13 protein-coding genes are annotated in these 17,287 nt (G+C 55.4%); 10 read left to right on the top strand and 3 right to left on the bottom strand.

Features of this window, described 5'->3' with window-relative positions; genetic code table 11:
- Positions 1-3: 3 nt before the first annotated feature.
- Complete coding sequence (locus tag HED22_RS04235; protein ID WP_167719452.1) at positions 4-1,071, top strand: hybrid-cluster NAD(P)-dependent oxidoreductase; 1,068 nt, start codon at positions 4-6, stop codon at positions 1,069-1,071.
- A 24-nt stretch (positions 1,072-1,095) separates the two neighbouring features.
- Here the strand turns inward: HED22_RS04235 and HED22_RS04230 are convergent, their stop codons facing one another.
- Positions 1,096-2,121, bottom strand: a complete 1,026-nt coding sequence (locus tag HED22_RS04230; protein ID WP_167719449.1) for a GlxA family transcriptional regulator — start codon at positions 2,119-2,121, stop codon at positions 1,096-1,098.
- A 97-nt stretch (positions 2,122-2,218) separates the two neighbouring features.
- Here HED22_RS04230 and HED22_RS04225 point away from each other — a divergent pair, with 97 nt between their 5' ends.
- From HED22_RS04225 to HED22_RS04210, 4 genes are read left to right on the top strand one after another with little or no spacing between them, the layout of a single operon-like run.
- The gene (locus HED22_RS04225) at positions 2,219-3,472 is read left to right on the top strand and encodes a sarcosine oxidase subunit beta family protein (protein WP_167719446.1); all 1,254 of its coding nucleotides are present in this window, start codon (positions 2,219-2,221) and stop codon (positions 3,470-3,472) included.
- Positions 3,473-3,483: 11 nt separating this feature from the next.
- Positions 3,484-3,786 (top strand): sarcosine oxidase subunit delta, encoded by a 303-nt coding sequence (locus tag HED22_RS04220; protein WP_167719443.1) that lies wholly within the window; start codon positions 3,484-3,486, stop codon positions 3,784-3,786.
- Positions 3,783-6,776, top strand: a complete 2,994-nt coding sequence (locus HED22_RS04215; protein WP_167719440.1) for a sarcosine oxidase subunit alpha — start codon at positions 3,783-3,785, stop codon at positions 6,774-6,776. Before HED22_RS04220 ends, HED22_RS04215 begins: the two co-directional genes overlap by 4 nt.
- 15 nt (positions 6,777-6,791) lie before the next feature.
- Positions 6,792-7,343, top strand: a complete 552-nt coding sequence (locus HED22_RS04210) for a sarcosine oxidase subunit gamma (RefSeq protein WP_167719437.1) — start codon at positions 6,792-6,794, stop codon at positions 7,341-7,343.
- Positions 7,344-7,430: 87 nt separating this feature from the next.
- On the opposite strand, the gene HED22_RS04205 is transcribed toward HED22_RS04210, so the two are convergent.
- On the bottom strand, positions 7,431-8,633 hold the full coding sequence (locus HED22_RS04205) for a M24 family metallopeptidase (protein ID WP_167719433.1): 1,203 nt from the start codon (positions 8,631-8,633) through the stop codon (positions 7,431-7,433).
- A gap of 394 nt (positions 8,634-9,027) precedes the next feature.
- On the opposite strand from HED22_RS04205, the gene HED22_RS04200 reads away from it, so the two are divergent.
- The 5 genes from HED22_RS04200 (at position 9,028) to HED22_RS04180 (ending at position 16,648) form a co-directional block, all read left to right on the top strand.
- A complete protein-coding gene (locus tag HED22_RS04200) occupies positions 9,028-10,965 on the top strand; it encodes a transglycosylase domain-containing protein (RefSeq protein WP_167719430.1) in 1,938 nt (645 codons plus the stop codon).
- Between the two features lie 308 nt (positions 10,966-11,273).
- Entirely contained in the window at positions 11,274-13,154 is a 1,881-nt protein-coding gene (locus HED22_RS04195; protein ID WP_254869752.1) for a transglycosylase domain-containing protein, read from the top strand.
- A gap of 69 nt (positions 13,155-13,223) precedes the next feature.
- Entirely contained in the window at positions 13,224-14,492 is a 1,269-nt protein-coding gene (locus HED22_RS04190; protein ID WP_167719424.1) for an APC family permease, read from the top strand.
- 252 nt (positions 14,493-14,744) lie between these two features.
- Positions 14,745-15,371, top strand: a complete 627-nt coding sequence (locus HED22_RS04185; RefSeq protein WP_167719421.1) for a hypothetical protein — start codon at positions 14,745-14,747, stop codon at positions 15,369-15,371.
- An 848-nt stretch (positions 15,372-16,219) separates the two neighbouring features.
- Positions 16,220-16,648 carry a hypothetical protein gene (locus HED22_RS04180; protein WP_167719418.1) on the top strand — a complete coding sequence of 143 codons (429 nt, stop codon included), beginning with the start codon at positions 16,220-16,222 and terminating at the stop codon, positions 16,646-16,648.
- A gap of 50 nt (positions 16,649-16,698) precedes the next feature.
- Here the strand turns inward: HED22_RS04180 and HED22_RS04175 are convergent, their stop codons facing one another.
- On the bottom strand, positions 16,699-17,067 hold the full coding sequence (locus tag HED22_RS04175; RefSeq protein WP_167719416.1) for a hypothetical protein: 369 nt from the start codon (positions 17,065-17,067) through the stop codon (positions 16,699-16,701).
- Positions 17,068-17,287 lie beyond the last annotated feature (220 nt).

The raw sequence follows: 17,287 nt of genomic DNA, 5'->3' as shown, positions 1-17,287 counted from the left end.
GCGATGTCGGTACTTGAGAAACCAAAACTTGCCTTCTGGTCGGACTCCGAGGAACTCGAATGCGTTTCCTTCCTGCCCGAGGCCCCCAATGTCATGACATTTTGCTTCCAGTCGGTGTCTGGTGCCTTGTTCAGCTATGATCCCGGTCAGTTTTTGACATTGGAACTGCCAGTCGCGGGCGGGCCGCTTTATCGGACCTACACAATCTCGTCCTCGCCATCGCGGCCGACGTCGCTGACTGTTACGGTCAAGGCGCAGCCGGGTTCGGTTGGGACGCGCTGGATGCTTGATCATTTGCGACCGGGAATGCGCATTCGTGCCAAGGGGCCATCCGGCAGCTTTTCGCTGGTCAACCATCCGGCTGAAAAATACCTTTTCATTTCGGCAGGGTCGGGCATCACGCCGATGATGTCGATGACGACCTATTTGTATGATGCCGGACGTGATCCCGACATTGTCTTTGTCAATTGTGCAAGGCGACCGTCAGAGATCATCTTTCGCGAGCGACTTGAACACAGCGCATCACGGATCAACGGCATTGCCTTGAAGTGGGTGGTCGAGGAAGAAGACCCCTACAAACCATGGACCGGGTACCTTGGTACTTTCAATCAGTTGATGCTGGGCCTGATGGCGCAGGATTACCTTGAACGGGAAGTGTTTTGTTGCGGACCGGAGCCATTCATGCAGGCCGTCCGCGAAGTGCTTGTCGGACTTGGCTATGACATGGACCGCTATCATCAGGAAAGCTTCCATGCGCCGACACTTGATGTTGAAGATGTGCCTGATGATGTCGTCCCGGACGAGGAAAGCAAGGCCGTCATCGCATTCACGGCATCTGGCATCACCGCCAATTGTACGCAAACTGATACCGTGCTTGCCGCGGCACGTGCCGCCGGGCTTGTGATCCCGTCAGGTTGTTCGATGGGAATCTGCGGAACCTGCAAGGTTCGCAAGACGGAGGGCCAAGTTCACATGGTCCATAATGGCGGGATTACCGATGATGATATCGAGGAGGGCTATATTCTGGCCTGCTGTTCGAACCCGATCGGGCAAGTCACCATTGATGCCTGACGGCTGATCGGCCGCGTGCAGTTGTCAGGGCAGGGCGGCCGGAACCGGAATGGTGTTGCGGTATTCTGACGGGTTCATGCCGATCTCGGCCTTGAAGGCATGAATGAAATGCGACGCATCGCAAAAGCCGGTGCTCAGCGCGATCTGGGTCGTGGTCTTGTTCGGCTCACCAAGTAACTTTTTGGCAGCATCTAGCCGGATGCGCAGTGCTGCGCGTGATGGGGAAATGCCGATGTCGGCATTAAACGAACGTTCAAGCTTGCGGCGTGTCACGCCAAGTTTTTCGGCCATTTTGGCGACTGTTTCAGGCGACTCGATATTCTGACGCATACGCAATAGCGCCTTTTTGACCAGCGGTTCACGGGCGACCAGATCAGTCTGAAAGCCCGGCTGGGGGTTTTCGCCGGTCATCGCCTCGTTGATGATCATGATGCTGAGGCTTTTGGTCGCGGCCGTGCGCCCGATATGCTTTTCCACCACCCAGGCGGCGAGATGGGCCGCGCCATGCCCGCCCGAGCACGTCAGGCGGTCGCGATCGACGACAAATATCTGATCGGAAACCGGCTGGGCGGCTTCGAACCGTTCGACAAATTCGTCATGGTGAAACCAACTGACACAGCAACGATACCCTTCAAGAAGACCGGCTTCATAAAGCGCAAAAACCCCGGTGCACAAGCCGATCAGGTTCTTGCCCCGGGCCGCAGCCGTCTTGAGATAGGCAATGCAATCGGATGAAAACCCGCCTTCTTCTTGAATAAGGCCCCCGACAACCACGATATAGTCGTAGTCACCGGCATTGCGCAGGCGCGTGTCGGGTTGCACCTTGACCCCGCAACTCGATCGCACCGGGTTCATGGTATCAGACAGCACCGTCCAGTCGCAGTGAATGGGCCGAGAACGATCCGCTTCATCAGCTGCGAGGCGCAAAACATCGACAAAGCTTGCAAACGCTGTCAGCGTGAAATTGTCCGCCAGCAGGAAGGCGACGCGAAGGCGCTTTTTTGCAAGGGGTTTGCCATGGTCAGAGCCAGGGTTCGAAAAAGAGTTCATGGCAAAAATATACAATGAATTTGTCGCAATTATCCAGTCCGCAAACCAAGGACATTGATAGAGTTCCGGCAATGGTAAATCGGGGGATCGTATAATCATGACCCATTTTTCTGCGCTATCGCTTATCAAGAACGCCCTTAGCGGCCAAAAGAACTGGGAGCCGCAATGGCCCGACAGTGAACCGAAGGCCGAGTACGATGTCATTATCGTCGGCGCGGGTGGTCATGGTCTTGGTGCGGCCTACTATCTGGCCAAGGAACACGGCATCACCAATGTCGCGGTGATCGACAAGGGTTGGCTTGGCGGTGGCAACACCGGCCGTAACACCACGATCATTCGTTCGAACTACCTCTACGATGAAAGTGCGAAGCTTTATGACCACGCCCTTGATCTGTGGGATGGGCTGAGCCAGGAACTGAACTACAACGTGATGTATTCGCAGCGCGGCGTTCTGATGCTGGCGCATAACGTTCATGATGTTCAAAGCTTCCAGCGCCACGTACATGCCAACCGTTTGAATGGTGTGGATAACGTCTGGCTGTCCAAGGAAGAAGCCAAGGAATTCTGTCCGCCGCTCGATATTTCGCCAAATGCGCGCTATCCGGTCGTCGGTGCTGCCCTTCAGCGTCGCGCAGGCACGGCCCGCCACGATGCAGTGGCATGGGGTTATGCCCGTGGGGCCGCTGCACGTGGTGTTGATATCATTCAGAACTGCCCGGTAACCGCCATTCGCCGTGGCCCGGATGGTCGTGTGACCGGCGTTGAAACGGCCAAGGGCTTTATCGGCGCGAAAAAGGTTGCTGTTTCGGCGGCTGGTCATACCTCGGTCGTGATGGATACCGCAGGTGTTCGCATGCCGCTTGAAAGCTATCCGCTGCAGGCGCTGGTGTCCGAGCCGATCAAGCCGATCTTCCCCTGTGTTGTCATGTCCAACAGTGTGCACGCCTATATCAGCCAGTCTGACAAGGGTGAACTCGTTATTGGTTCGGGCACCGACCAGTATACCAGCTATTCCCAGCGTGGTGGTTTGCCGCTGATCGAGCACACGGTTGCTGCGATCTGCGAGATTTTCCCGATCTTCAACCGCATGCGCATGCTGCGCAAATGGGGTGGTATTGTTGATGTGACCCCGGACCGATCCGCCATCCTTGGCAAGACGCCGGTGCCGGGTCTTTATGTCAACTGTGGCTGGGGTACCGGCGGGGTCAAGGCAACCCCGGGTGCTGCCCATACACTGGCATGGACCGTGGCAAAGGATGATCCCCATCCGGCCAACGCGCCCTTCACCCTTGAACGTTTCAGCACCGGCCGTCTGATTGACGAAGCCGCTGCTGCCGCTGTTGCGCACTAAGGAGACCGGACATGCTTCTGATCCATTGCCCCTATTGCAATCAGACCCTGCCGGAGGCGGAATTTACCTATGCCGGTGAAGCCCATATCGCACGTCCGGCCGACCCATCGTCGGTCAGTGACGAGGAATGGCGCGATTTCCTGTTTATCCGCACCAATGTGAAGGGCCCGCATTATGAACGCTGGCGCCACTTCCATGGCTGTGGTCGATATTTCAACGCTGTGCGTGACACCGTCAGTGACCGGTTCCTGATCACCTATAAAACCGATGATCCCCGTCCTGAACTGTCCAAATTGTTGGAGAAATCGAAATGAGCAGCTTCCGCGTTTCCGGGCGTGGTCGCGTCGATCACACCCAACCGATCCAGTTCACCTTTGATGGCAAGAAAATCAAAGGTTTCAAAGGCGATACCGTGGCATCGGCCCTGCTGGCCAATGGCATCCACCTGATGGGTCGTTCGTTCAAATATCACCGCCCGCGCGGCGCCGTAACCGCCGGTTCCGAAGAGCCGAACGCACTGGTCGGTACCCGCCGTGGCCCCGGCCGGTTCGAGCCGAACACCCGCGCAACCGTCCAGGAAATCTGGGACGGCCTGCAGGTCAACAGCCAGAACCGTTATCCCAGCCTGTCCTTTGACATTGGCGCGATCAATGACAAGGCCTACATGCTGTTTTCCGCCGGGTTCTATTACAAGACCTTCATGTGGCCGAAATCCTTCTGGGACAAGGTCTATGAGCCGTTTATTCGTGCGGCGGCCGGTCTTGGCGTATCGCCGACCGAACCGGATCCGGATCACTACGCGTCGCGCTATTTGCATACTGATGTGTTGATCATTGGTGCCGGTCCTGCCGGTCTTGCCGCCGCCCTTTCGGCGGCGCGTGCCGGATCGCGTGTGACCCTTGTTGATGAAAACCCCGAAGCGGGTGGATCGCTTCTGTCCGAGCCGTCGGCTCAGATCGAAGACATGCCGGCATGGGACTGGGTTGGCAAAACTGTCGCCGAACTCAAAGAGCTTGGCGTCAAGCTGATGACACGCACGACCGCAATTGGCTACTACCACCAGAACATGGTTGGTCTGTGTGAAAAGCTGACCGACCACCTTGCCAGCCCGGACGGCGAAACCCCGCGCGAACGTATGTGGCGTGTCCGTGCCAAGCAGGTTGTTCTGGCGCAAGGTGCACTTGAAAAGCCACTGGTTTTTGATGGCAACGATCGCCCGGGCGTGATGCTGGCCGGTTCCGCCCAGACATACCTGAACCGGTATGGCGTGCGGGTTGGTGACAAGGCTGTCATCCTCACCAGTCACGACAGTGCATGGTATGCGGCCTTTGATCTGGCAGACGCTGGCACCACCATTGCCGCGATTGTTGATACCCGCGCCGAACCGAATGCCGATCTGGTTGCCGAAGCGACCAAACGCGGTATTCGCATCATGGCTGGTCACACCGTTACCGGAACCGAAGGCCGCCTGCGCGTCAAATCGGTTCGCGTCAACCCGGTCACCGGATCGTCGGTCGGTGCGCCCGAAGTTATCGGCTGTGACTGTCTTCTGATGTCTGGCGGCTGGACGCCGTCACTGCATCTTTTCTCCCATACCAAGGGAACGCTTGCCTGGGACGAGGAACGTCAGACCTTCCTGCCTGATCACAAGGCAGAGGAATGCGAAATCGCCGGTGCAGGCCGTGGCCTGTGGGGCATTGAAGCCGTCTTGAATGATGGGGCGGCAATGGGTGCTGCAGCCGTCAAAAGCCTTGGTAAGGACATTGCGCCTGCGTCTTATACAGTTGCCAATGATCGCCCGGGAACGGGTGTCAGCCACAAGGAACTGCCGACCGATCTGGATGCAGGCAAGGCCCGTGCCTTTGTCGATTACCAGAACGACGTAACCGCCAAGGACCTGCGCCTTGCGGTGCGTGAAGGCATGCGTTCAATCGAACATGTCAAACGCTACACCACCAACGGCATGGCAACCGATCAGGGCAAGATGTCAAACATCAACGGCCTGAATATTGCCTCTGACGCACTGGGTGTGCCGCAGCCGAAAGTCGGTCTGACGACCTTCCGCCCGCCTTACACCCCGACGACTTTCGGGGCGTTTTGTGGTTATCACAAGGGCAGTCACTTTGAAGTGACGCGTAAAACCCCGATTGATAGCTGGGCCGAAGAAAACGGTGCCGCCTATGAGCCGGTCAGCCTGTGGCGCCGTGCATGGTACTTCCCGAAAGACGGCGAAGACATGCATGCCGCTGTTGATCGTGAATGCCGTGCAACGCGCGCCAGTGTCGGAATCTTTGATGCATCGACCCTTGGCAAGATCGAGGTGGTCGGCCCTGATGCGGTGGAGTTCATGAACCGCATGTACACCAACCCCTGGACCAAACTGGCACCGGGCCGGGCACGTTATGGCCTGCTTCTGGGCGATGATGGTTTCATCCGTGATGACGGTGTCATTGGCCGTCTGGCTGATGATCGTTTCCACGTCACCACCACGACCGGCGGTGCCGCGCGTGTTCTGAACATGATGGAAGACTACCTTCAGACTGAATGGCCGGATCTTGATGTCTGGCTGACCTCGACAACGGAACAGTGGGCAACCATTGCACTCAACGGTCCGAATGCCCGCAAGGTGCTTGAACCGTTTGTCGAAGGTCAGGACATGTCTGACGAGGCCTTCCCGCACATGTCGGTTTCGGAATGCCGCGTTGGCGGTTTCCCGGCACGCCTGTTCCGCATCAGCTTTACCGGCGAAGTCGGCTTTGAGGTCAACGTGCCGGCCCATGCCGGTCGTGCCCTTTGGGAAATGCTGTATGAGGCTGGCAAGAAATACGATATCTGCCCCTATGGGACCGAAACCATGCACGTGCTGCGTGCCGAGAAGGGCTATATCATCGTTGGTCAGGATACCGATGGCACAGTCACCCCGCATGACGCCGGGCTTTCCTGGGCAATTGGTAAAATGAAACCTGATTTTGTTGGCAAGCGCGGTCTGGCCCGTCCCGACCTGGTTGCCGAAGGCCGCAAGCAGCTGATCGGTCTTCTGACCGAAGATGGCAAGACCAAGCTTGAGGAAGGGGCGCAGATCGTTCTTGATCCGAACCAGCCCAAGCCGATGAAAATGGTCGGCCATGTGACATCAAGCTATCACAGTGATGCCGCAGGTCGGCCGATTGCCATGGCGCTGCTTGAAGACGGTTTTAATCGCATGGGTGAAACCATTTACATTCCGATGCCTGATCGTGTGATCAAGGCGCAAGTCACCGGGACCGTATTTTACGATCCTGAAGGCGCACGGTTGAAACTCTAGGCGGGGAACAGAAAAATGACGGTACTCACACACGCATTTACGCCAGGTCCTATCGTTGCGTCCGGCCCGGTCAAGCTGACCCTGCTGGAACCGGTTGCCCGCTTCTCGCTTCGTCTGCGTGCGGCCAACATTCCGACCGTGGCCAAGGCACTCGGTGTTGATTTGCCAACTACGGTTGGTGAACGTGCGGCCAATGGCACTACCGAGGCGATCTGCCTTGGCCCGGATGAATGGATGATCATCGCCAAAACAGACGATACCGATAAGTTGGTTTCGGCCTGTGCCGATGTCTATGCGTCGGCAACACACAGCCTGACCGAGGTTTCCGCCCGTGAAATCACGGTCCGGATCGAAGGTGATCGTGCGGCAGAGTTGCTCACTATCGGCTGCCCGCGCGACATCGACAGCATCCCCGTCGGCGGCGGTTGCCGTACGGTGATCGACGGTGTCACGGTCGTGCTGTGGCGTGATGCGGACCAAAGCTTCCGCATGGATATCTGGCGTTCCTTTGCCCTGCACATCATCGATCTGTTGTATACCGGCAGCAAGGAATTCGCTGCGGAATAACTGACCTATCAGGTATCCACTATCGAAATTAGGCAAGGGCCCGCATTCGCGGGCCCTTGCCTTTAGTGCATTTGGGTTGGGTAAGATTTAGCCGACAACGTTGAATTCCGGGCCATAGGGATAGCCCGTAATGTTTTCATTGCCGTCTTCGGTAATGACGAGGATGTCGTGTTCGCGGTATCCACCGGCCCCCGGATTGCCTTCGGCAATGGTCAGCATCGGTTCCATGCTGATCACCATGCCCGGTTCAAGTTTGGTGTCGATATCTTCGCGCAGCTCAAGCCCCGCTTCGCGGCCATAGTAATGCGACAGCACGCCAAAGCTGTGGCCATAACCAAAGGTGCGATATTGCAGCAAATCGCGCTCTTCAAAGAAGGCGTTGATCTGCTCTGTCACGTCCGCACAGGACGCACCGGGTTTCAGCAGGCTCATGCCATATTCATGGGCGGCCACATTGGCTTCCCAGATTTTCAGGCTGGCATCATCGACCTCGCCGACAAACATCGTGCGTTCAAGCGCTGTGTAATAGCCCGAAATCATCGGAAACGTATTAAGCGACAGGATATCGCCGCGCTGAAGTTTACGCGATGTCACCGGGTTATGTGCCCCGTCGGTATTGATGCCGGACTGGAACCACACCCAGGTATCGCGATATTCCGCATCCGGGAACCGCTTGGCGATTTCAAGTTCCATCGCATCGCGCCCGGCCATGGCAACATCAACTTCGCGCACACCTTCCCTGATCGCATCCTTGATGGCATAGCCACCGACATCGGCAACCTGCGCGCCATGGCGGATCAGGGCGATTTCGGCGGCTGATTTATGCATGCGCTGGCGCATGGTGGCAGGCGCAATGTCCTGGCTTTTGAATGGTTTCAGGAACTCATCCAAAAGCGCCTTTTGCGCGAGGCTGATATGATCGCCCTCAAAGCCGATCACCTTGCCCGGTCCGGTCACCGACAGGATGGCGCGCCAGTAATTGTTTCGCGCCCAGTCGGTATAGGTGATGTTATCGCCATGGCAGCGTCGCCACGGTTGCGCGGCATCGATACCGGCACTGATCGTGACACTTTCGGATGGCGTCACGACAAGGCCGTAGGGCCGACCAAAGGCGCAATACAAGAAGCCCGAATAATAGGCGATGTTGTGCATTGAGGTGAAAACGCAGGCTTCAACACCCGCGTCATTCATGATCTTGCGCAGGCCCGAAAGACGGGCGTCATATTCCGCGGCCTCGAACGGCAGCACGCGGTCACCTTGGTGGAAACGGTAAAATTCCGGACGATCCATAAGCGAGTTCCCTCTTTTACGCGCTGCGCATCAGAAGGGACGAAGACCTCCCCTTGTGCAAACAGCGACAAAGCAAGATCCCGGCGTTCAGGATATGTGTGGTGATGGTTCGGGCGCGTGTCCTAAATCGTGATCACGCTGGCGACGCCATCGCCTGCCCTTGGAAGACTATTGTGGATCGGGTCCTGTATTGGCAAGCAAATTTTACGCCCCCCATAGCATTGATCACAGACACCCCCGTTTTGGCGGCTTACGGTCGGGGAACTGCCGGTCGGGCAAAGCGCTCGTTAGGAGGGCACCTCATACGTTTGTATGGTTAAAAGGACTTTCTTAACAGCTTGGCGCTTTACTGTCAGACAGGCACATAAACACGGGCAAAAAACGGACACTTTGCGTGGCAGAAGAAAACGAAAACGGCGAAGACGAAAGCAACGAAGGCGGCAGAACAGCTGCCAAGGCGGCGATGAAACGCATCGCCGACAAGGAACTGCGCGAAGCCCGTCGGCGGCAGCGCCGCAAACGCATGATCCTGACCGTTTTGAGCGTGTCGGTGGTGTTTCTGACCATTTTCGGCCTCGTCTATTCGATCAGCTCCAGCCTTGATCTTAGCCGCAACATGGTCCGCAGCCCGGAAATCCGCATTCTTGGCTATGACGGGGCGCTGCTTGAAACCATCAAGGGCCGCTATAGCCAGGACGTCTCGCTGACCACCTTGCCCGAACGGCTTCAGAACGTTTTCGTTGCTGCGGCTGATCCAACTTTCTTTGACCATTTCGGGGTCTCGGGTGTCGATTTTGCCCGCATCTTCAGTACCGAAGGCGGCCCCGGTTCGACGATCACGATGAAGGTCGCGCGCAGCTTCTTCAAGACCAAGGATAGCGGCCCCGGCCGCCATATGCAGGAATTTATCGTCGCCCTGTGGCTGGAATGGAATTTCAGCAAGAAAACCATTCTGCGCAGCTACCTTGAACGCGCCTATGTCGGGCGCGGTATTTTCGGCATCTCGGCGGCATCCCGGCTTTGGTATGGCGGCCCGGCAGAACGCATGAGCCTGCATCAGGCCGCGGTTCTGGCCGCTGCCATGAGCGATCCGGAAACCTTCAATCCGCTGTTTTATCCGCGCGAAACCGCCGAAGAAGCCAACAAGATTATTGCCCGCATGGCCGAGTACAAATTCCTCGAGATCAACCGCGTCTCGGCCCTGACCCTGCTGGAGCCGAAACTCGACGTCCAGTACGAGGAAAATGTCCTGTCTGGCTATCTTGTGGATATGGTGCTCGAAGAAGTCGCTGATCTTGTCGGCTATAGCAGCCGCGATATCGATGTCGTCACCAGCATCGACTGGACAATCCAGAACATGGCGCAGGAAGTTGTCCCCGAAGTCGCCAGATTGCGCAACGAACCACGCGGGGCGGCGCAAACCGGTCTTCTGTCGATCAGCCCCGAAGGCCGCATTCGCGCCCTGATTGGCGGGTCGGATTATTCCCCGTTCCAGCGCAACCGCGTCACCGAGGTCCGCCGGTCTGCCGGGCGGATGATGAAGATCGCGACCTATTATTATGCGCTTAACCAAAACAGTGATCCGGCCCAGTGGGTCCGCGATAACCGCATGGCGGTGGGCGGCTGGCGGCCGCTTAATCCCGATCACGACTACAAGGGCATGATTTCACTGCGCGAGGCGTTTGTGCGCGATGTCAACACAGTGCCAACCAATCTGGCCGATCATTACGGCCTTCTCAATGTTCGCCAGTATGCCCATGACATCGGCATCAAGAGCCCGCTTTCAACGGATATCCGCACCGTGGTCGGGCTTGACCCAATCACGATCAGTGATGTCACGGCCATCCATGCCCTGCCGCAAAATTCGGGCAAACCGGCCCAGATGACCCTGATCAACCGGGTGTCCTATACTGGCGCAGATAGCAGCCCGCCGGTATATCAGCGCGTCGACGCCGTGCAGGAAAAACGCCTGACCGATGAGGCCATTCAGGCATCTTACGTTCTGTTTGCCAGTGTGACCGATCCGCAGGTCCGCCTTGATCGTCCCTTTGCCGGCTATGGCACGGTTGCCGGTGGGCGGTCTGATGCCTGGTATGTCGGCTTCTCGTCCGATCTGATCACGACCGTCTGGGCGGGCAATGATGATCGCTCCCCCATGGAGGTTCGCGGTGAGGTAGAGCTTGCGTCTTTGTGGCGGTTATTTATGCTGGAGGCGCACGACGGTTTGCCCATCCGTTCCATGGTGCGTGCATCTTCCGAACGCCGGCGTGCCGGCGATGGTGTCAAGGACCTCTGGAAATTGGGCCAGCGCGAAAGTGCAAACGGCTCATAATAGATAAAAAAGTCGCATAGCGGGGAGACGGGGGACTCCCTCCTCGGTTGGGACATAATGATTAAAATACGCCGGAAAAAGCGGCGCGATCGCCTGTCGGATGCAATTTGGGATTGCGTGCACAAGATGGGTGGGCTTGCGTGTGCAAAACCCGGACCAGACCGATAGGTGCGTTTGTGGCGCAAAGAGAATTCAAAAGACAAAAAAGTGTCCGTAAGGGATCAAAGGGATCGAAAGGTTCCAAAAAGACCAAAAAACGGGTCAGAAGCTCAGGCAAGAAAGGCAGTCTTTTTGCCCGTCTGGGCGATATGATCCCGGGGCCGGAGGCGATTGCCAAATTTATCGTTCTGGGCTCGATCTGGGTCATGGTTCTGGGCGGCGGCGTTGTCGCCTATTACGGGTATGGCCTGCCAGACAAGGTCAGCTTTGATGTCGCCAGCGAACGCAAACCATCCATCCGCGTCATCAGCATTGATGGCAAGAATCTGGCCGCCTATGGCGACCGCTACGGCAACCCGGTCGAGGTCCGCGACCTTCCGGAATATGTCGGTCAGGCCTTTGTTTCCATTGAAGACCGCCGTTTTTATGACCATTTCGGGATTGATATCGTTGGCATCACGCGCGCAGCCTGGGCCAACCTGACCGCAGGCCGCATTGCTGAGGGCGGCAGCACCATCACCCAGCAGCTCGCCAAGAACCTGTTCCTGTCGCCCGAACGGTCCTTTGGCCGCAAGATCGAAGAGGTCCTTCTGGCCTTCTGGCTGGAATTCAAATTCGACAAACAACAAATCCTGTCGCTTTATCTCAACCGGATTTATTTCGGATCGGGCGTTTATGGCATTGATGCCGCGGCCCGCCATTATTTCGGTACGGACCCAAGGCGCCTCAACCTCTATGAGGCCGCCGTTCTGGCCGGTTTGCCCAAGGCACCAAGTCGCTATAACCCGATGGTCGACCCCGAACTTTCGGCCGAACGTGCCAATGTGGTTTTGGCGGCCATGGCATCGACCGGGGCACTGACCAAGGCGCGCGCTGAACGCGCCAAACAGACCCGGGTGCGCACCACGCGCTCTGCACAGGCAGGGCCGGGTGTTCGGTATTTTTCCGACTGGGTGCTTGATCGGGTGCGTGATTATGTCGGCTATGTCGATCAGGATCTTCTGGTGCACACCACGCTTGATTCAAGGCTTCAGGAAATCGCCGAGGAAAACCTCCATCGTGCGCTCGAAAGCAACGGGGCCAAGGAACACCATGTCGGTCAGGCGGCCCTTTTGGCGATGACGCCTGACGGGGCGGTGCGCGCCATGGTCGGCGGGCGTGACTATTATGAAAGCCAGTATAACCGCGTCACACAGGCCCGCCGTCAGCCGGGCTCGGTGTTCAAGCTGTTTGTCTATCTCGCCGGGCTTGAAAACGGCCATGGGTCAAACGACTGGATGCGCGATGTCCCGATTACCATCAATGGCTGGGAACCGCGCAACTTTGATCGCAAGCATCACGGCACCATGTCGATCCGCGATGCGGTGGCGACCTCAAACAACACCATCGCCGTGCAGCTGGCCCTTGAAGTCGGACTCGACAAGGTGATCAAGAAGGCCCGCGACATGGGGGTTTCATCGGAACTGAAAGCCGAACCCAGTCTGGCACTGGGCACCAGCGAAGTTTCGATGCTGGAACTCACCGGCGCCTATGCGATTGTTGCCAATGGCGGCTTTGCCGTCTTCCCGCACGCGGTCAGCAAGATCACCGGCAAGGGCGGCGAAGTGCTCTATGAGCGCACCGATGAATTCCCTGGCCGTCTGATGAACCCGCTGCATGCCGGGGAAATGAACAACATGCTGGCCGCTGTGGTGTCCAAGGGCACCGGGCGCAACGCCATCATCGACCGCCCATCGGCGGGCAAGACCGGCACGACCTCGGATTACCGCGATGCCTGGTTTATCGGTTACAGCTCCGACCTTGTCGCCGGGATCTGGATGGGCAATGACGATGGCAGCCCGATGGATGAACAGGTCACCGGTGGTGCCCTTCCGGCCGCCCTCTGGCGGGATTTCATGCTCCATGCCCACCAGAACATCCCGGTCCGATCCCTTGGCAAGGCCGCACTCGCACGTTCGAAAAAAGTGGGCGAGGATGAAAGCTGGCGCGACTTCACCAAAGGTTACAGTTCCGGCAATAGCAAGCAGTAACCGCGCTTTCCATGGATGGGAAAAGGGGGCGCCCCTAAATTTCACGTCTTGGACAAAGGCTGCACAACGATGACTGTAACCGTACCCAAGCCCCGAGCGACAAAGTTAAAGCGGCGCCTGTCCTTGATATTGGTGGTGCTGTATGGCTTGGGCGTTACCATTGGTGCGGGTATCTATGTGCTAATCGGCGAGACCGCCGCCCAGGCAGGCATTTATGCGCCAATGGCCTTTGGTTTGGCCGCTATGGTGATGGCCTTTTCTGCGGCGACTTTCTCTGAATTTGTGGGTCGGTTGCCAGTTAGTGCCGGTGAATCCGCCTACGTTCAGTTTGGCTTTGGGTCGCGCATGATCGCCCTCATTGTCGGCTGCATCGTCATGCTGGCGGGGATTGTTTCATCAGCGACGATCAGTCTGGGGAGTGCGGGATATCTTGCGGCACTCCTGACCCCCGTCGTGGAAGTCGATCGCGCCTGGCTGGTCCTCTTGATTTTGCTGTTTGTTGCCCTGATCGCGTGTATTGGCATCCTCGAATCTGTGGCGTTCGCCGCCTTATTTACCGTGATCGAGATCGGCGGCCTGATTGCAATTATCGCAGGCGGGTTTTTAACCCAGCCTGACCTGATCAGCCAATTGCCAAGCGTCGTGCCAGATACCCTGGATGGCGAGGTATGGGCAACCGTCCTGAGTGCCAGTCTTCTCGCCTTCTTCGCATTCATTGGCTTTGAAGATATGGTCAATATCGCAGAAGAAGTACGTGATCCCGAACGCACGATGCCGCGCGCCATTTTCATAACGCTGGTGATCGCGACATCACTTTACTTTCTGGTGGCCGCCATCGCGGTTCTCAGCGTTCCACTTGACGAATTGGCGACATCGCGTGCCCCGCTCGGTCTGGTGTTTGGCGCCGTAACAGATTTACCGGCAGCCGTGGTCAGCGCCATTGCGATCATCGCGACGTTCAACGGCATCGTTATTCAGGTGATCATGGCAAGCCGTGTTCTTTACGGCATGGGCGATCAGGGAACCATTCCGGGTCGGCTTGGGCGAATTCTTGCCTATGTGCCGGAACGAACAGGAACCCCCGTTACCGCAACCGCCCTCGTGGCAATTATCATCGTTATTTTGGCGCTGAACTTCGATATCTCCGGGCTGGCAACGCTGACCTCGCAATTGATATTGGCCGTATTCGTGATGGTTAATCTGGCATTGGTGCGCGTCAAATGGCGCGAACGCAAAGGCAGCATCGACCCTGTTGGCACGCATATCTTTCAGGTGCCAATCATGGTGCCGGTGCTTGGCGCTGCTTTAAGCTTCTGTCTGCTGGTTTTTGGTCATTAGACTTTCGGGACGACCGCTCGAATGCATTGCAGATTTTGATGTTCAAAAATAAATCTGTCCCCTTTTTCCTTTAATTTCTATCCAACCACATCCTGATTGACGAAATTCCGTCGAGGCGCAAAGCTGGGCATCTCGACTGGAATGCCTCCCTGATTGCGCCCGAAGGCCCGTGTTTTTCATCAAACGCGGACCTTTTCTTTTCAGAGTTGTTGTGCTCCACTCAATAAAACCGATGGGTTGCAGGGGAAAAGGATGAACTTTTCAACAATCAGATCTGGCCTTGGGACTGTTTGGCATAAAGCATGGTGGGTTATAGTGGGCTTGGCAGGTGTGCTAATTGACAGGCTCTTGTCCGCCATCTTCAATGCTATTTCGGATGACAAAATCCTATCCCTTACTCTCTTTGCTCTAAGCTTTGCGGCTGATCTGATTGCTGAATTTTGGTCATGGCTGAGTTCGGATGCTGAAATCCCAGTCGCTATTGTGTTGCTGTTTTCTCTTTCGATCATAGCGAATGTGATTATTCTCGTTGCATGGCTTTATCATCAATCCAGAGCCAGTGGATTTGACTGGTCTGATCCAAACGAAGTAAAGAAACATTATATTACAGACAGTTGGAAGGATCTAATCTGGACTTGGAAATGGAACGGGGTCCAGATTTTTGGGCATCCAAATCCCCTTTGCCCGAAATGCAAAGGAGAAATGGCGGACAGCATTGCATTTCGTCAAATGGAGTGCATAAACTGCAATCATAAGTATTCAATACCGCAGAAGTATAATAGCTCTCTTGATCTAATGCGCCATGCTGAAGCAGAGATATATCGAAGAATTCGAACTGGTGAATTCATCGATATCGTGAAAAAGCAGCAGTCCGAGTAACACTGAGTTTTGGCTGCCGCCCGCCCCAAAAAAGAATGGGCCGCCCGGAGGCGACCCATTCCATTAAACTGCGCCGATCAGCGCACGAAGACCGTTGGTCAGCCCGGTCAGGGCTTTAATCAGTTCAACCAACTGTTTAACCATCGGCAGCTCCTTTCATGGTTGCTGCAGATGCCCCGGCGACGTCCGAGTTTATTGACTTTTCTGTCAACAAGGTCGATATTTCGCTTCTCAAGTCTAGATACCGACCGCATCTGCGGTTGTCGTAAACGTCGCATCGAAAGGTGCGGCGTTTTCGTCGTTATAGGCATAATGTTCTTTATTTTGTTTTGTAGAGAAATAGCGTGGCATCTAATTATGAAAACAAAATTAACGTAAAGAACCGCCCTTAATGTATCGTTAACTTTCTTTATTTGTGGATATTTGACACTGTTTCCACCGTAAAAATTATTCTAGATAGCATGCACAAGGTAATGCTAAGTATTAAGCAGGACAGGGCCAAAAGATGGCCCGATGCGGGATTAGTTCGACACACCCGTTTTTACCATTTGGTCGCGAAAAGAATTTGCTGCGCTCGGCTGTACATGCGGTTGTGGTCGGCGCAATGTCGTCCTGCTTTGGCAGGATATCTGCAAACGCCACATTGGGTTCCATACACCAAAAGAGATACAAAAAAGGCTGCGCTGCAATAAATGCGGCGCAACCCCGGTTGATGTCATGTTGGTCACTTATGATCAACTGCCTAACTGGATATATTGCTCAAAGACAAATTGACGACCTTGAGTTGACCACGGAAACATTCACTCTATCTTGATCGCAGACTAAATATAATTGCGCCATGGAGGCGCATGTTCGAAACCACTGAGATCAGGAGATCAAATAATATGCCTAACCTACCACCGTTTACAATCAACGCAATTGCTGACAGGGGTGATACAAAGAAAGAGCGCCTTGTTTTAGTTGCAAATCGTCTAATCCAAGAAGGTTCAAAATTCCTGATATTTGACAACACTTTTGACCAGCAAGGAAACGTTTCAAACCGTAACCGGCATTTGTACGGTCTGAAGCTCAAGGAAGATGTCTCGAAAGATGATTTTGTAGTCCTATATACAAAAAAAGGACTTTTCAAGACCTCTACTAGTAAAGACAGTGAGAAATTACATCATTTTTACTATTGGGGACTTGCCGAAAGTGTTTGGAATAAGGACGAAGACGAGGTCGTCCACATTGTTGACGCATCTCAGATAAAGACAAAGAAGTTCGACGCTGTAAAATGACATCCAATTATGAGGGAGGGGCATTACAACCACGACCCTCATCAATCTGGCTAGCTGTTTTCGCCAGTCTTTCCAAGATTATCCGGAAACGTAATCACATTCTCGCCCGTCATGTCGTTCAACCCTTCAAGGGCCGCCATGATCGGGCGGATTTCGTTATTGTGGAATACCTCGGCGGCGTCCTGAATGCTGCCGTAGCCACCGGCATTGACCGGCACGATGCCAAGCAGTTGCGGCGGGACACGATGAGCTGCCAGAATGTCATCGCGGGTGACGTTTTTCATACTGGCAAATTCGTCTTTGGCCGCGACCTCTGAAAGCGGCATGATCTGAATACCGTCCTTTTTGCCGTTCGGACTGTAATAAAACAGATTGCGGAAATTGCCTGGTCCCTTGGCATCCTTCATCGCTTTACGCATGGTATCGGAGAAAAAAAGAGGACACGGAGAAAAAAAGGGGACAAGAAAAAAAGGGGACCGATTTATTTTTCCTTATTTCCGCTAGAACCATAAAAAAAAGACCGGCATCGCTTTCACGAGCCGGCCTTGAGTTTGGCTTGCTATGACCACATCGGGGGGGATGTGGCCGGGAGTTTCTCACCTGTCAGAACCCCGTTGATGCAGCATCGGGTTGGGAGAG

This window comes from Thalassospira sp. HF15, from assembly GCF_011806525.1.
Lineage (GTDB): Bacteria > Pseudomonadota > Alphaproteobacteria > Rhodospirillales > Thalassospiraceae > Thalassospira.
Note: the sequence above shows the minus strand (reverse complement) of the source record. Positions and strands in the feature narration are given on the sequence as shown.

Bases quoted from the DNA above. Each gene is read 5' to 3' on its own strand.
- HED22_RS04235 (WP_167719452.1), top strand. From the start codon at position 4: ATGTCGGTACTTGAGAAACCAAAACTTGCCTTCTGGTCGGACTCCGAG.
- HED22_RS04230 (WP_167719449.1), bottom strand. From the start codon at position 2,121: ATGAACTCTTTTTCGAACCCTGGCTCTGACCATGGCAAACCCCTTGCA.
- HED22_RS04225 (WP_167719446.1), top strand. From the start codon at position 2,219: ATGACCCATTTTTCTGCGCTATCGCTTATCAAGAACGCCCTTAGCGGC.
- HED22_RS04220 (WP_167719443.1), top strand. From the start codon at position 3,484: ATGCTTCTGATCCATTGCCCCTATTGCAATCAGACCCTGCCGGAGGCG.
- HED22_RS04215 (WP_167719440.1), top strand. From the start codon at position 3,783: ATGAGCAGCTTCCGCGTTTCCGGGCGTGGTCGCGTCGATCACACCCAA.
- HED22_RS04210 (WP_167719437.1), top strand. From the start codon at position 6,792: ATGACGGTACTCACACACGCATTTACGCCAGGTCCTATCGTTGCGTCC.
- HED22_RS04205 (WP_167719433.1), bottom strand. From the start codon at position 8,633: ATGGATCGTCCGGAATTTTACCGTTTCCACCAAGGTGACCGCGTGCTG.
- HED22_RS04195 (WP_254869752.1), top strand. From the start codon at position 11,274: ATGATCCCGGGGCCGGAGGCGATTGCCAAATTTATCGTTCTGGGCTCG.
- HED22_RS04190 (WP_167719424.1), top strand. From the start codon at position 13,224: ATGACTGTAACCGTACCCAAGCCCCGAGCGACAAAGTTAAAGCGGCGC.
- HED22_RS04185 (WP_167719421.1), top strand. From the start codon at position 14,745: ATGAACTTTTCAACAATCAGATCTGGCCTTGGGACTGTTTGGCATAAA.
- HED22_RS04180 (WP_167719418.1), top strand. From the start codon at position 16,220: ATGTTCGAAACCACTGAGATCAGGAGATCAAATAATATGCCTAACCTA.
- HED22_RS04175 (WP_167719416.1), bottom strand. From the start codon at position 17,067: ATGCGTAAAGCGATGAAGGATGCCAAGGGACCAGGCAATTTCCGCAAT.